This window comes from uncultured Thiodictyon sp., assembly GCF_903946935.1.
Classification (GTDB): domain Bacteria; phylum Pseudomonadota; class Gammaproteobacteria; order Chromatiales; family Chromatiaceae; genus Thiodictyon.
Map to the genome: position 1 here is coordinate 60,248 of NZ_CAJAXH010000216.1, position 12,205 is coordinate 72,452.

General features: G+C 67.1%; 15 protein-coding genes, 1 pseudogene and 1 riboswitch. Of the genes and pseudogenes, 10 read left to right on the forward strand and 6 right to left on the reverse strand.

The genetic code is table 11. The features are described from left to right. Positions 1-133: 133 nt before the first annotated feature. The 5 genes and pseudogenes from QZX93_RS18845 to QZX93_RS18865 form a co-directional block, all read right to left on the reverse strand. Positions 134-268 (reverse strand): annotated as a pseudogene (locus QZX93_RS18845) (AAA family ATPase); the annotation flags it as partial. Positions 269-621: 353 nt separating this feature from the next. Beyond that, positions 622-1,476, reverse strand: coding sequence for an ATP-binding cassette domain-containing protein (locus QZX93_RS18850; RefSeq protein ID WP_295385731.1), 855 nt, complete (start codon positions 1,474-1,476; stop codon positions 622-624). Then, positions 1,473-2,225 carry a cobalt ECF transporter T component CbiQ gene (gene cbiQ / locus QZX93_RS18855; protein WP_295385734.1) on the reverse strand — a complete coding sequence of 251 codons (753 nt, stop codon included), beginning with the start codon at positions 2,223-2,225 and terminating at the stop codon, positions 1,473-1,475. Before cbiQ ends, QZX93_RS18850 begins: the two co-directional genes overlap by 4 nt. Then, positions 2,212-2,559, reverse strand: a complete 348-nt coding sequence (locus QZX93_RS18860; protein ID WP_295385743.1) for an energy-coupling factor ABC transporter substrate-binding protein — start codon at positions 2,557-2,559, stop codon at positions 2,212-2,214. Before QZX93_RS18860 ends, cbiQ begins: the two co-directional genes overlap by 14 nt. A gap of 11 nt (positions 2,560-2,570) precedes the next feature. Then, the gene (locus tag QZX93_RS18865; protein ID WP_295385745.1) at positions 2,571-3,278 is read right to left on the reverse strand and encodes an energy-coupling factor ABC transporter permease; all 708 of its coding nucleotides are present in this window, start codon (positions 3,276-3,278) and stop codon (positions 2,571-2,573) included. 135 nt (positions 3,279-3,413) lie between these two features. Further along, a riboswitch (cobalamin riboswitch) is annotated at positions 3,414-3,617 on the reverse strand. A 137-nt stretch (positions 3,618-3,754) separates the two neighbouring features. Here QZX93_RS18865 and cobM point away from each other — a divergent pair. From cobM to cobI, 10 genes are all read left to right on the forward strand, one after another. Next, entirely contained in the window at positions 3,755-4,546 is a 792-nt protein-coding gene (gene cobM / locus QZX93_RS18870; protein WP_295385747.1) for a precorrin-4 C(11)-methyltransferase, read from the forward strand. Continuing rightward, a complete protein-coding gene (locus QZX93_RS18875; RefSeq protein ID WP_295385749.1) occupies positions 4,543-5,385 on the forward strand; it encodes a sirohydrochlorin chelatase in 843 nt (280 codons plus the stop codon). The genes cobM and QZX93_RS18875 overlap by 4 nt, the downstream gene beginning before the upstream one ends. A gap of 63 nt (positions 5,386-5,448) precedes the next feature. Next, complete coding sequence (locus QZX93_RS18880; RefSeq protein ID WP_295385751.1) at positions 5,449-6,150, forward strand: precorrin-8X methylmutase; 702 nt, start codon at positions 5,449-5,451, stop codon at positions 6,148-6,150. 93 nt (positions 6,151-6,243) lie between these two features. Beyond that, positions 6,244-6,537, forward strand: a complete 294-nt coding sequence (locus QZX93_RS18885; protein WP_295385753.1) for a type II toxin-antitoxin system RelE/ParE family toxin — start codon at positions 6,244-6,246, stop codon at positions 6,535-6,537. A 6-nt stretch (positions 6,538-6,543) separates the two neighbouring features. Further along, complete coding sequence (locus QZX93_RS18890; protein ID WP_295385756.1) at positions 6,544-6,867, forward strand: addiction module antidote protein; 324 nt, start codon at positions 6,544-6,546, stop codon at positions 6,865-6,867. Between the two features lie 109 nt (positions 6,868-6,976). Continuing rightward, positions 6,977-7,177 carry a hypothetical protein gene (locus QZX93_RS18895; protein WP_295385758.1) on the forward strand — a complete coding sequence of 67 codons (201 nt, stop codon included), beginning with the start codon at positions 6,977-6,979 and terminating at the stop codon, positions 7,175-7,177. Continuing rightward, positions 7,174-7,431, forward strand: a complete 258-nt coding sequence (locus QZX93_RS18900) for a hypothetical protein (RefSeq protein ID WP_295385760.1) — start codon at positions 7,174-7,176, stop codon at positions 7,429-7,431. The genes QZX93_RS18895 and QZX93_RS18900 overlap by 4 nt, the downstream gene beginning before the upstream one ends. A 31-nt stretch (positions 7,432-7,462) precedes the next feature. Continuing rightward, positions 7,463-8,614 (forward strand): cobalt-precorrin-5B (C(1))-methyltransferase, encoded by a 1,152-nt coding sequence (locus QZX93_RS18905; protein WP_295385762.1) that lies wholly within the window; start codon positions 7,463-7,465, stop codon positions 8,612-8,614. Then, the gene (cbiE, locus tag QZX93_RS18910) at positions 8,607-9,890 is read left to right on the forward strand and encodes a precorrin-6y C5,15-methyltransferase (decarboxylating) subunit CbiE (RefSeq protein WP_295385764.1); all 1,284 of its coding nucleotides are present in this window, start codon (positions 8,607-8,609) and stop codon (positions 9,888-9,890) included. The genes QZX93_RS18905 and cbiE overlap by 8 nt, the downstream gene beginning before the upstream one ends. A gap of 2 nt (positions 9,891-9,892) precedes the next feature. Beyond that, positions 9,893-10,681 (forward strand): precorrin-2 C(20)-methyltransferase, encoded by a 789-nt coding sequence (cobI, locus tag QZX93_RS18915; protein WP_295385766.1) that lies wholly within the window; start codon positions 9,893-9,895, stop codon positions 10,679-10,681. A gap of 191 nt (positions 10,682-10,872) precedes the next feature. On the opposite strand, the gene QZX93_RS18920 is transcribed toward cobI, so the two are convergent. After that, positions 10,873-11,847 carry an IS5 family transposase gene (locus tag QZX93_RS18920; protein WP_295394836.1) on the reverse strand — a complete coding sequence of 325 codons (975 nt, stop codon included), beginning with the start codon at positions 11,845-11,847 and terminating at the stop codon, positions 10,873-10,875. Positions 11,848-12,205 lie beyond the last annotated feature (358 nt).

A 12,205-nucleotide genomic window follows, 5' to 3' on the forward strand; every position in this document is an offset into this window, starting at 1 on the left:
AGCTAATGTCCCCATCTGTAAGGTGGAGGGATAGATCGATGTTTCTTTTTTGGATGAGTTGCGAGCCAAGATCGGCGGATTGCCATTGTCTTTGAGCGAGCCAGCCTGATACATTCCCCCGAAATAAACAGGAGAGAAAATCGACAGCTTGCAGTATTGTCGACTTGCCGGAACCGTTGAGCCCAATCAGACACGTAAACCCTGCCAGATCGAGACTGAACCCGACTAGGGACTTGAAGTTGTCGATCTCGATTCGGGTAATTCGCATCGTCGTTTGGGGGCTTGGCGATGAAGGATGAGGTAACGCGGTTCGAAACTCGGCCGCTGTTTGGGGTGGGCTTATGTCACGCCCTTTCAGGGCTAAGGATCGAACTGCGCACAACCCAGGGCGTTGCCCTGGGCTGGTATCTTACGCCCCTTCGGGGCTGTGGGTTCGGGGTCAGTTGGTAGGCGAAGGCGCGACTGTCTCGCGGCCTCAATCATCGTTGAGGCCGGCGGTCATCGTCTGGAGTCCAAGGCTTCAGCCTTGGTCCTGTCCATCCAAGGCTGAAGCCTTGGACTCCGACCCCAGGGTGGCCGGAACGATGATCAAGGCCTGTCTCGCCGTGGCATGGTTTGCCGCTAAAATCTCCCGGGATCGTGACGTTCGCCCAAGCAGGCGACCAAATCCTCCGCGGTACGCGGCGGTTGCCCCCCCGGCCAGGGGCGGCCCGGCTCCCGCAGCGCGGCGGCCAGGGTCAGGATGGTCGGTGTGTTCAACTGAGCGGCGGCGAGTAGGTCCGCGTCGGCAAGGGTCGCCACCGTCCCGCCCTGGCGCAACAAGCGCCCCTCGCCCAGGATGGCCACGTCGTCCGCCCAGGCGTAGGCCAGGTCCACGTCGTGGGTGGAGAAGACCAGGGTGGTGCCGCGTGCCTGGAGCCGCTCCAGGGCGGCCTTGAGCTGAGTCACGCCGGGCGCATCCAGCCCGGCGGTCGGCTCGTCCAGGATCAGCACCTGCGGTTGCATGGCCAGGACCCCGGCGATCGCCACCCGCTTTTTCTGACCGAAGCTCAACAGATGGGTGGCGCGCTCGGCGAGCTCCGCGATGTCCAGGGCCGCCAGGGCCTCGCGCACCCGCTCGCGGGCGTCCGGCTCGCTGAGTCCTTGGTTGAGCGGGCCGAATGAGACATCCTGGTAAACGGTGGCCGAGAACAGTTGGTCGTCCGGTTCCTGCAGGACCAGCCCGACGCGCCCGCGCCAGGCGGCGAGCGACGCGCGGTCATAGCCGGCCGGTTGCCCGTCGATCAGGACCTGGCCAGCGCCTGGCCTCAGGGTGCCGTTGAGGTGTAGCAAGAGCGTCGTCTTGCCGCAGCCGTTGGAGCCCAGGAGCGCGAGCCGCCGCCCGCGCTGAACGCTGAGATTCATCCCCCGCAGGGCCGCCACACCGCCCGGATAGGCGTAGTTCAGCCCTTGTGCATCCAGGATGGGGGCGGTCAATGCAGCGCCCGATCCAGGGTCAGGCCGAGCGCCGCTACGGTGAACAGCAGTGCGGCGACAGCCGCCAGCCGGGGCCGCGACAGTGTACGTTCGCTGGCCAGCACCCGTAACTCACCCTCGAACCCGCGGGCCGCGAGCCCGATCTCCAGGCGCCGTGTCCGCGCCAGGGCGCGCGTCAGGAGGGTCCCCGCCAGCAGGCCGAGCGAGCGGATACCCCGCCGTGTCGTGCTGTAGCCCAGCCGCGCCTCCTGGGCGTGCCGGGTGGCGTCGGCGCAGTCCGCGAGGATGAAGAGCAGCCGGTAGATGAGTAGTGCGATCTCCACCACCGCCTGCGGCACGCCGACCCGGCGCAGCCAGGGCACCAACTCGGCGACCGGGGTGGTGAGGGTCAGGAAGGCGAGTGCGGACACCGCGGCCAGTGAGCGCAGACCGACCGCCACCGCGAGCCAGGCACCGGCGGCCGACACGGTGAGCGCCACGCCGTCGGTCAGGTCCAATGACACCGCCAGAAAGGGCAGGCTCAAGAGCAGGAAACCCGCCGGTATGGTCATCACCCGCAGCCAGGCGGCGAGCGGCACACCTGCGCCCGCCACCGTGGCCCCGGCCATGGCCAGCACGACCAGGGGGGCGGTGGCGAGCGGCGGCGCCGTGATGGCGATCAGTAGCATCCCGCCCGCCAGCACCGCGCGCTCGGCCGGGTGATGGCCGCGCCAGCGGTGGGTCCAGGCGTATTGGTCAATCGGGAACATCGGCGGCGTCCGCCCCGCGCCGCGGCGCCTCTCCCCGGCGCCGCCGGGTCTGCCGTTGGCCCTGCCCCCGGCGCAGGCCCAGGTAATAGCCCAGGAGCCCGGCCCCCAGTGCCGCCTGCAGGGCAAAGAGGAAGGATTCGATCTCGCCGCTCGGCGGCTCCCACAGGGGCGAGAACCAGGGCCGATAGTCCGGATTGCTCTGGGTGATGGCCGCCTGGGCCTGGGCGTCGGCCCCCGCGAAGGGCTCGGCCAGTCCGCGGGTGACCGGCAGCAGCAGGGGCAGGGCGGCAATCGCCACGACCAATCCCAGCAGGATCAGGTTGATGCGCTTCATCTGGTGCTCCGCTAGCTGGTCGGCGATTGGATGGGTGCCAGCGTGGCACCGCCGTCGTCGGCCACCCGCCGGTTAAAGCCGAGCTCACTGAGTTCGTCGCGGCTGAACTCGGTGAGCAGATTGACCACCACCACCGTGAGCAGGCCCTCGATGACGGCCAACGGGACCTGGGTCAGGGCAAAGACCCCGCCGAACTTGGCCAGCGCCCCCGGGAAACCGCTGACCGGGTCGGGGAAGGCCAGGGCGAGTTGGGTGGCGGTGACCAGATAGGTCGCCAGATCACCCAGCATGGCCGCCAGAAAGACCGCGATGCCGAGGCCCAGGGGGCGGGTCAGGCGGAAGCAGCCATAGGCGACCCAGGGGCCGACGATGGCCATTGAGACGATGTTGGCCCCCAGGGTGGTCAGTCCCCCATGGGCCAGGAGCAGGGCCTGAAACAGCAGCACGATGGCCCCCAGTACCGCCATCACCGGCGGGCCGAACAGGATCGACCCCAGTCCGGTGCCGGTCGGGTGCGAGCAACTGCCGGTCACCGAGGGGATCTTGAGCGCCGAGAGGACAAAGGCGAAGGCCCCGGCACTGGCCAGCAAGAGCTTGGTGCGCGGGTGTTCGTTGGTGATCCGGGTGATGCGCCGCGCGCCGACGACCAGGAACGGGATGGCCACGACGGTCCAGGCGGCGGCGTGGAGCGGGGGCAGGAACCCCTCCATAATGTGCATAGCGTACAGTCTCCCCAAGGCGATGGTCGCGGGGTGTCGGGCGGAGAGTGACGCTTCAATGAACGGGCCGGCGGCCCGGTGGCCGGCAGGGCCTTGCGCGCGATGCGACCTCGCCACCGGGGCACCCCGCCCGGCAGTCAAACGTACGGGGCCGGCAGGTCTCCTGGCTTGCAGGTCACGGTCATCGCCCGCCTTCCCAGCCCCGTGCGGGCGACCAGTGGCGGTGTGGGCTTCGACTCTCTGCTTACAGTTGCGGGGGCAGCCATGGCATGGACCATGTTCCCTTTTCATCCCACCTGGACGTTCGCCCAAGCAGGAACCGGCTTCGTTGGAGCGGCAGTCTAAAATGGCGGGTGCGCCGGGGTCAAACCCGGCTTGCCCGGCTGCGTACCCCTGGCTTATCCTACCGTCTTACTTTGGGTTCCCCGCGGTGCAACCGCGCCACGGGGTGAAACGGGAAGTCCGGTGAGGTCGTCATGGGTTGCGTGTGGTTCGTCGGTGCCGGACCGGGTGACCCGGACCTGATCACGGTCAAGGGGCGTGGCCTGATCGAACAGGCCGGCGCCATCCTCTTTGCCGGCTCTTTGGTGGACGCGGCAGCGGCCCGCTATGCCCCTGCCGGCTGTCGGGTGCAGGACTCCAAATCGATGACCCTGGAGCAGATCGCCGACTGGCTGATCGCCGCCGCCGGTGAGTGCGAGACGGTGGTGCGGCTACAGACCGGCGACCCTGGGCTTTACGGCGCCTTGATCGAGATGACCCGGCCGCTCGACGCGGCCGGCATCCCCTGGCGGGTGGTGCCGGGGGTGACCTCGGCGATGGCCGCCGCGGCGGCGGCCGGTGAGAGCCTGACCCTGCCGGAGGTCACCCAGACGGTGATCCTCACCCGCGTGGCCGGGCGTACCCCGATGCCGGATGGGGAGGGACTGGAGGCCCTGGCCGCCCACCACAGCACCCTGTGCATCTATCTGTCCGCGACCCTGATGCCCGAGGTCCAACGGGCCTTGAGCGCCGCCGGCTGGGCGCCGGACGCCCCGATCCTGGTGGTGCAGAAGGCGAGTTGGCCGGGGCGCGAGCTGATCGTGCGCGGTCGCCTCGACGACATCGACCAGCGCTGCCGTGAGGCCGGGATTGGCGCCCAGGCGATGATCATCGCGAGCCCCGCGCTCGGGGCCGGTGGTTGGGCTGAACTCACCCCCTCCAAGCTCTATGACCCGGCCTTCGGACACCGCTTCCGCCGCGCCGTCACTGCGGAGTCCGACACATGAGAGACACCACTTTATTGCTGGTCGGCCACGGCTCGCGCGCCCACGGGGGCAATGCCGAGACCCTGCAATTTGCCGAGCAGTGGCAGGCGCGTCACCCCGACTGGCATATTGCCACCTGCTTCATCGAGTGGGACGCCGTCCTGCTGGACGCCGGGCTGGACCTGGCCGCGCGTGAGTCCCGGCGGGTGGTGGTCCTGCCCTTCATTCTCAATGCCGCCGGGCACGTCAAGATGGAGATCCCCGCCGCCATCGATGCCGCGCGGCTCCGCCACCCCTTGGTAACCTTCGACTGCGTGCCCCACATCGGCATGGGGCACGAGGTGCTGGCCGTGCTCCAGGGTCGGCTCGATGGCCTGATGACCGAGCTCGCCGTGCCCGATCCCCGCACCACCGGCGTCATCCTGCTGGGTCGCGGTTCCTCGGACGCGGGTGCCAACGGCGAATTGGCTCGGATGGCGCGCTGGCTCTTCGAGGGCAATGACCACGACCTGGTGGATCTGGCCTTTACCGGCATCGCCTGGCCGCGGCTGGAGACGGTGGTGCAGCGTCAGGTGCGGCTGGGCATGACCCAAATCCTGATCGTGCCGGTGTATCTCTTTGCCGGCCGTCTCACCGAGCGTATCGCCGCCCAGGTGGCGCGGCTGCGCGGCCAGTATCCGGGCGTTGCCTTTGCCTTGAGTGCGCACTTCGGCTTCGACGAGGGCATCTTCAGCCTGCTCGACGCCCGCGCCGAGGGTCGCGACCTGCCCGCGGGCGGGCTCCTGGAGTGCGACGGCTGCAAATACCGCGCGGCGGCACAGGCGGAGCACCTGCACGACCATGCCCATACCCACGTCTAATCCCTCGTGACACCGCTGGGCGGTGTCACGCCTGTGTCAGGCGCTCTGCGCCGCGAGCGCCCAATGAACAATGAGACCAATATGAGCGGTGAGCAGGCAGTAACCGAGCAGGACACCAGCGCGGGCCGGGCGATTGAGCACGACTCATTCGCCATCATCGACCGGGAGGCCGGCCCCCATGCTTACGACCCGGGCCAGTGGTCGATCGTGCGGCGGATGATCCACGCCAGCGCGGACTTTGAGATGAATGGTCTGACCGCCTTTCACCCGCAGGCGGTCCCAGCCGGACTGGCGGCACTGCGCCAGTCCGGCCGACCCGTGGTCGCTGACGTCGGGATGATCCTGGCCGGGCTCTCGGGCGCGCGGCTCGCCCGCTTCGGTCTGACGCCCTATCAGTTCATCGCCGACCCCGACGCGATCGCCCAGGCCCAGGCCGAGGGCACCACCCGCGCCGTGCAGGCCATGCGCAAGGCCCAGGGACTCGGGTTGCTGGATGGCGCCATCATCGGCATCGGTAACGCCCCGACCGCGCTGCTGGAGGTCCTGCGACTGATTGCGGAGGAGGGCGTGCGCCCGGCGCTTGTCGTCGGCATGCCGGTCGGCTTCGTCTCAGCGGCCGAGTCCAAGGCGCTGCTGGCGCAGGTCACTGAGGTTCCATGGATTACTGTGCAGGGCCGCAAGGGCGGCTCGACCCTGGTCGTTGCGGCGATTCATGCCTTGTTAGCGCTGGCGGCGGAGGAGGCTGGCGGCGCGCAGGCGTCCTGACCCCGGCAAGGCGAAGCGAACCGCAAGCATGTTGAGTTCTGTCGCATGAAGCGCCGTCCTTGACGTGTGTAGCTGATAGGCTACACTAAGGCCATGCGTGTCGAAAAAACCGATGAGTACCGGCATTGGATTGACGAGCTGAAGGATCGCTCAGCCCGGGCGAGGATTTTGGTTCGCGTGGACAGGTTGGTCCATGGAAACCCTGGCAGCCACAGAGACCTGACCGACGGTGTATCTGAATTGAAGGTCGATGTCGGCCCCGGGTACCGGGTGTATTACTCGCTACGGGGAACGCGACTGCTATTGCTCCTCGCCGGCGGGGACAAGTCGACCCAACAGAAAGATATCGCCACCGCGATCTGTCTGGCCAAGAATTTTACCGAGTAGCCAATCATGCCGAAGGTATACGCCACCAGAGTATCCAAGGAGAAGACGAAAACCACGCCATACGACGTTGCGGAGCACCTGCGAACACCCGAAGAGATGGCCGCGTACCTCGATGCGTGGCTCGAAGAAGCACCGGAAGACGCAGCAGGAATCGCCAGGGCGCTTGGAGACATCGCGCGCGCGAAGGGAATGACACAGGTCGCCAAGGATGCGGGGCTCAGCCGTGAGAGCCTTTATCGAGCGCTGAGTGGCGATGGGAATCCCAGCTTGGCAACTGTTCTTAAAGTGGCGCGGGCGCTGGGTGTACGGCTACATGCGCAGGCCGTCTGAGGTCGCCTTTGTCATTGGGTGATTAGTGGCGCTCCTTGCTCGGCTGCGTGATAACATCGGTTGCGATTGGCAGAGGGCGAGCTCGCGTTTGAATAATGAGGTCTTCCATATGAAAACATTTGAAGAAGTCAAGACCGACATTGAAGCGCTTCCTTATTGTGAGTATATGAAGCTGACGCACTGGTTGTCCGAGCGCGATTGGCATGCTTGGGACGAAGAGATTGAAAGAGATGTTGCCTCTGGAAAGCTCGATTTCCTGATCGAAGAGGCGCTTGATGAAAAGAGAAATGGCACGCTTGGTAACCTGTGAAGCACAAGACAACGGGGCGTTTCTGGAATTGCTTCTATGCTTTGCCGGAAGCGGTGCAGGGCGTTGCTCGCAAGAACTATGAACTACTCAAGCAAAACCCGCGTCATCCTTCATTGCAGCTGAAGAAAGTGGGAAGGCTCTGGTCCGCGCGGGTTGGCCGCGACCATCGCGCGCTCGCCATGGAAGACGACGGCGGGTACATCTGGGTCTGGATCGGTACTCACGAAGAATATGATCGCCTGCTGCGCCGGTAATGGCTCTGGCCGGTTTAGGAGTGAAGGAAGCATGACCCCCGGCCATCAAACCCGCAATCGCTCCCCCAAAGCCGACGCCCGCCGCGGTCGCAGTGGTCGCACCGGCTTCACCACCGGCGCTAATGCGGCGGCGGCGGCCACCGCGGCCACCCTGGGCCTGGTGCAGGGCCGGGTGCCGGACAACGTCGAGTGCCTGCTGCCCAACGGACAGCGGGCGGTCTTTGCGATCACCGAGGGTCGGGTCGAGGGCGACCGCGCCCACGCGGTCTGTGTGAAGGACGCGGGGGACGACCCGGACGCGACCAACGGTGCCCACCTCACCGCCGACGTGCAGCGCATCCCCGGCGGCGGGGGCGAGTTGGTGCTCAACGGCGGTCCCGGCGTGGGGGTCGTGACCCGGGCGGGGCTGGGGCTCGGGGTCGGTACGGCGGCGATCAATCCGGTGCCGCGGCGCAACATCGCCGAGAACGTCCGGGCCGCCGGTGCGGCGCTGCTGGCGGCGGGGGATACCCTTGAGGTGACGATCTCGGTCCCGGGCGGGGAGGCGATGGCCGCCAAGACCCTGAATGCCCGGCTCGGCATCTTAGGCGGGATCTCTATCCTGGGCACCACCGGCATCGTGCGGCCCTATTCGACCGCCGCCTTTCGCGCGAGCGTGGTCCAGGCGGTACGGGTGGCCGCCCATCAGGGCCAGACCACGGTCGTCTTCACCACCGGCGGGCGCACCGAGCAGGCCGCCATCGCGTCCTTTGCCGCGCTGCCGGAGGTCTGTTTCGTGCAGATGGGCGACTTCGTGAAGGCCGCCTTCACCGCCGCGGTGAAGCACCGGATGCAACACATCATCGTCGGCGCCATGGTGGGCAAGCTGACCAAGATCGCCCAGGGATTGGCGGTCACCCACGCCTGGCGCGCCGAGTTGGACCGCGACCTGATTGCCGATGTGGCCGCCGAGGTCGGCGCGCCCCCGGACCTGGTCGAGCAGATCCGTGCCGCCGCGACCGCGCGCTTTGCCGCGGAGGGCCTGGCGGCAATCGGCCTGGCTGTCCCACTGCACCAGGCGTTGGCCGGCCGCGTGATCGCGAGCCTGCGCGAACGCTACCCCGGACCCCATCGGCTCACCGTGCTGGCCTGCGACTTTGACGGCCAGCCCATCGCCACCGTGGCGGAAGAGGCTCATGACTGACTGCGCATTGATCGGCATCCTGGACGACGGCTGGGCCGGCCTGGCGGACGACGCGCGTACACGGTTGGCCGGTGCGGGCTGCGTGATCGGTGCCGTCCGCACCCTGGCACTGGTCGCCCCGCACCTGGCCCCCTGGGTCCGGCAACGGGCGATGGACGGCGCCCTGGCGCAGGTCCCGGACTGGGTGCGTGAGGCACAGGCGGGCGGGTTGCCGGTGGCGGTGCTCGCCACCGGCGACCCCCTGTGTCACGGCATCGCCGGCCGCCTGATCGCGGCCTTGGGCGCGGAGGCGCTGGAGGTCCTGCCCGTCCCCTCGACCCTGCAACTCGCCTTCGCCCGCCTCAAGCGGCCCTGGCAGGACGTGCAGGTCGCCTCCTGTCACGGCGCCGATTCCGGTGACTGGGACTGGGGTGCCACCCCGGATCACGGGCTGTATCGGGTGCTGCGTGCGGTCGCGTTGCACCCCTTGGTGGCGGTCTTCACCAGCCCGGCGAACGGCCCGGACCGGATCGCCCGGGCGCTGCTGACCCTGGGCTATGGGGAGGAGGTCCGGCTGTCGGTCGCCGCCCGCCTGGCCAGACCAGATGAGGCGCTGTTTCCCCGTTTGGGTCTTGAGGAGGCCGCCGGGCAAGCCTTTCCGACACCTAATATCGCGATTGTTGAGCGCGTGGCGGATCGGCGCCAGGTCTTCGGTCTGGCCGATAGCGACTTTGCCAAACAGGGTCGCACGGACGGCGAGGGCGCCGGGCTGATCACCAAGCTGGAGGTGCGCGCGGTCAGCCTTGCGAAGCTCGCCTTGCACCCGGACAGCATCGTGTGGGATATCGGCGCCGGCTCCGGCTCGGTCGGGCTGGAGGCCAGCCGCATCGCCCGCCGTGGCCATTGCTGGGCGATCGAGAAGGAGGCGGCCCAGGTGGCGGACGCCCGCGCCAACGCGCGCCGTCTGCGCCGGAGCAACTACAGCCTGTTCGAGGGCAAGGCCCCCGTCGGGTTGGACGCCTGGCCGGACCCCGATGCGGTCTTTGTCGGCGGCTCGGGTGGTGCCCTGGATGCACTGATCGAACTGATCGCGGCCCGCCTGCGCCCCGGCGGGCGCCTGGTGATGAATTTTGTTGCACTGGAAAACCTGGCCGCCGCCACCGCGGCACTGGACCGGGCAGGGCTCGCCTGGGACCTCATCCAACTCACTGTCGCCCGTAGCCAGCCGATCCTGGGTCTACACCGGCTGGCCGCACTGAATCCGGTGTGGATACTGACTGCCTTTAAGGAACCTTGACCATGACTGAATCCGTTCCACCCCGCCTGGGCCGCCTGATCGGTCTCTCATTAGGCCCCGGCGACCCGGACCTCATCACCCGCCGCGGCTGGACCGCGCTTCAATCGGACGCCCGCTGGGTCTATCCGGTCAAGGGCAAGGGCGCGGAGTCCTACGCACTGGCCATCGTGCAGCGGGCCGGGCTTGCGGTCCCGGCGGACGCGCAGGCGCTGCACTTCCCGATGACCAGCGACCCCAGGGTCCTGGCCCTGGCCTGGACGCGCGCCGGGGCCTGCTGCGCCGACTGGTTGGCCAGCGGGCGCGACCTGCTGTTCCTGGTGGAGGGCGACGCCTCCACCTATTCGACCTTCGGTCATCTGGCGCGGGCGCTGCGTGCGCTGGTCCCCGCGGTGGTGGTGGAGGTGATCCCCGGGGTGCCCTCGTACAATGCCGCCGCCGCGCGGATCGCCGCGCCGCTGGTGGAGGAGGACGGGACGCTCGCCATCCTCCCCGCCGCCTATGGCGTCGCGGTCATCGATGGGCTCATCGACTCCTTCGACACCCTGGTCCTGCTCAAGGTCAAGCCGTTGCTCGACCCGCTCTTGGACCTGCTGGAGCGGCGCGGCCTGCTGGAGCAGGCGTGTTTCATCGAGAAGGTCGGCGCGCCCGATGAACGTGTCGTGGAGTCGGTCGGCAGCCTGCGGGGGGAGAAGGTCGCCTATCTCTCGCTGCTCCTGGTGCGCAACCCCGGGCGGGTGCGCGGGCCTTTGCAGCGCGGGTGCGCCAAGGCAGGAAATGGGTCGGATGAGTAGAGCGCAGAGTGGCCCATTGCCCTAAGGAGGCGCTGATTAAATCGTGTCGTCCTCTGAGATGCCTCCGAAGGGCGAGATTTTTTCACCGAGAACGAGGGTTCTGCTCGCGTTTTCTGTGAATCAGCCTCGTTGTCTCTCGCAATCGTGTAATTTGCCGCGGCGGCCCGCATTCGGGGCGCACCTTGACCATATCAGGCGGCCAACAGGGTCTTCTTGGCGCACACCAGATTCGCCAGGGCGAATAGCGTGTGCAGTTGGGCGACGTTCTTCGCCAGACCTTTATAACGGACCTTCGCATGGTCAAACAGGTTCTTGACCACATGAAAGGGATGCTCGACACGGGCGCGGACTTGCGCCTTGAGCCGCTCGGCCTGGACGGTCAACTCCTTCAGGGGACCCTCCTCCATCGCCTTGATCTTGCCGCGCTTCATGGCGATGTGCCAGTCCACCTGCCGCTCCTTGAGCGCCTCGCGCTTGTCGGCCCCGATGTAGCCGGCATCGGCGAACACGACCTCCTCCTGGCCGTGCAGCAGGTGCTCCGTCTGCGTGACATCGGCGACGTTGGCGGCGGTGCCCACCACCGTGTGGACCAGTCCGGACTCGGCATCCGCGCCGATATGCGCCTTCATCCCGAAATACCACTGGTTGCCCTTGCGGGTCTGATGCATCTCCGGGTCACGCGCCTTGTCTTTGTTTTTCGTCGAGGACGGGGCGGCCAGGATGGTCGCGTCGACCAGCGTGCCCTTGTCCAACAACAACCCGCGCTCCCGCAAACCTGCATTGACCGTCTCGAAGATGGTTTTGGTCAGCTCCTGCTTCTCCAGCAACCGCCGGAACTTCAACAGCGTCGTGGCGTCCGGCACCAACTCGCAGCGTGGATCGATGCCAACGAAGTCGCACAACGCCCGACTGTCGTAGAGCGCGTCCTCCGTCGCCTCGTCGGCCAAGCCGTACCACTGCTGGACGAAGTACATCCGCAGCATCCGCTCCAGTCCGACTGGTGGTCGCCCGCGCCGCCCGCTGGCATTGGGAAAGTAGTGTGGCGACAACGCCGCCAGCAGCGCTGCCCACGGTACGACCTGTTCCATCTCGGCCAGAAATCGCTCCCGGCGGGTCCGCTTCTTCTTGCCGGCAAAATCGGGGTGGGCGCAGGATGGATGCGTCATCGTTCAGTGTATCGGCGGTGGCAGGTTGTCCGGAATTTTATCACTCAGGCCCCGTTGATGCACCGGAATAAATCAGCGCATCCTTAGGGTGAGATAAGGAACCAGGCTCAGTTATGGAACCCAATAATTGCCTAACCTGCGCCTCAAAAGCGAGCGCGCGCCACGGGCGTCGTGCTAATTCTCCGCGTCATCATTGGCGCGCGCCGCTTTAGGCTTTACGTTATCGCGCCGAGCAAAGCTCGGCGTCTCTTGCGGGGTGAAAGTCCCCGTCGGGTAAGGGTTAGCCGCCCGCCCGTATCGAGTGTTGGTCCTGCTGCGGAGCGGCGTAAGCCGCGAACAAGAGTGCAGGGCAAGCGTA

What these genes read in the sequence shown, in the direction of transcription:
- QZX93_RS18860 (WP_295385743.1), bottom strand. Translation starts at nt 2,559, where the DNA reads ATGAAGCGCATCAACCTGATCCTGCTGGGATTGGTCGTGGCGATTGCC.
- QZX93_RS18905 (WP_295385762.1), top strand. Translation starts at nt 7,463, where the DNA reads ATGACCCCCGGCCATCAAACCCGCAATCGCTCCCCCAAAGCCGACGCC.
- cobI (WP_295385766.1), top strand. Translation starts at nt 9,893, where the DNA reads ATGACTGAATCCGTTCCACCCCGCCTGGGCCGCCTGATCGGTCTCTCA.
- QZX93_RS18865 (WP_295385745.1), bottom strand. Translation starts at nt 3,278, where the DNA reads ATGCACATTATGGAGGGGTTCCTGCCCCCGCTCCACGCCGCCGCCTGG.
- QZX93_RS18895 (WP_295385758.1), top strand. Translation starts at nt 6,977, where the DNA reads ATGAAAACATTTGAAGAAGTCAAGACCGACATTGAAGCGCTTCCTTAT.
- QZX93_RS18880 (WP_295385751.1), top strand. Translation starts at nt 5,449, where the DNA reads ATGAACAATGAGACCAATATGAGCGGTGAGCAGGCAGTAACCGAGCAG.
- QZX93_RS18920 (WP_295394836.1), bottom strand. Translation starts at nt 11,847, where the DNA reads ATGACGCATCCATCCTGCGCCCACCCCGATTTTGCCGGCAAGAAGAAG.
- QZX93_RS18890 (WP_295385756.1), top strand. Translation starts at nt 6,544, where the DNA reads ATGCCGAAGGTATACGCCACCAGAGTATCCAAGGAGAAGACGAAAACC.
- QZX93_RS18875 (WP_295385749.1), top strand. Translation starts at nt 4,543, where the DNA reads ATGAGAGACACCACTTTATTGCTGGTCGGCCACGGCTCGCGCGCCCAC.
- cbiQ (WP_295385734.1), bottom strand. Translation starts at nt 2,225, where the DNA reads ATGTTCCCGATTGACCAATACGCCTGGACCCACCGCTGGCGCGGCCAT.
- QZX93_RS18885 (WP_295385753.1), top strand. Translation starts at nt 6,244, where the DNA reads ATGCGTGTCGAAAAAACCGATGAGTACCGGCATTGGATTGACGAGCTG.
- cbiE (WP_295385764.1), top strand. Translation starts at nt 8,607, where the DNA reads ATGACTGACTGCGCATTGATCGGCATCCTGGACGACGGCTGGGCCGGC.
- cobM (WP_295385747.1), top strand. Translation starts at nt 3,755, where the DNA reads ATGGGTTGCGTGTGGTTCGTCGGTGCCGGACCGGGTGACCCGGACCTG.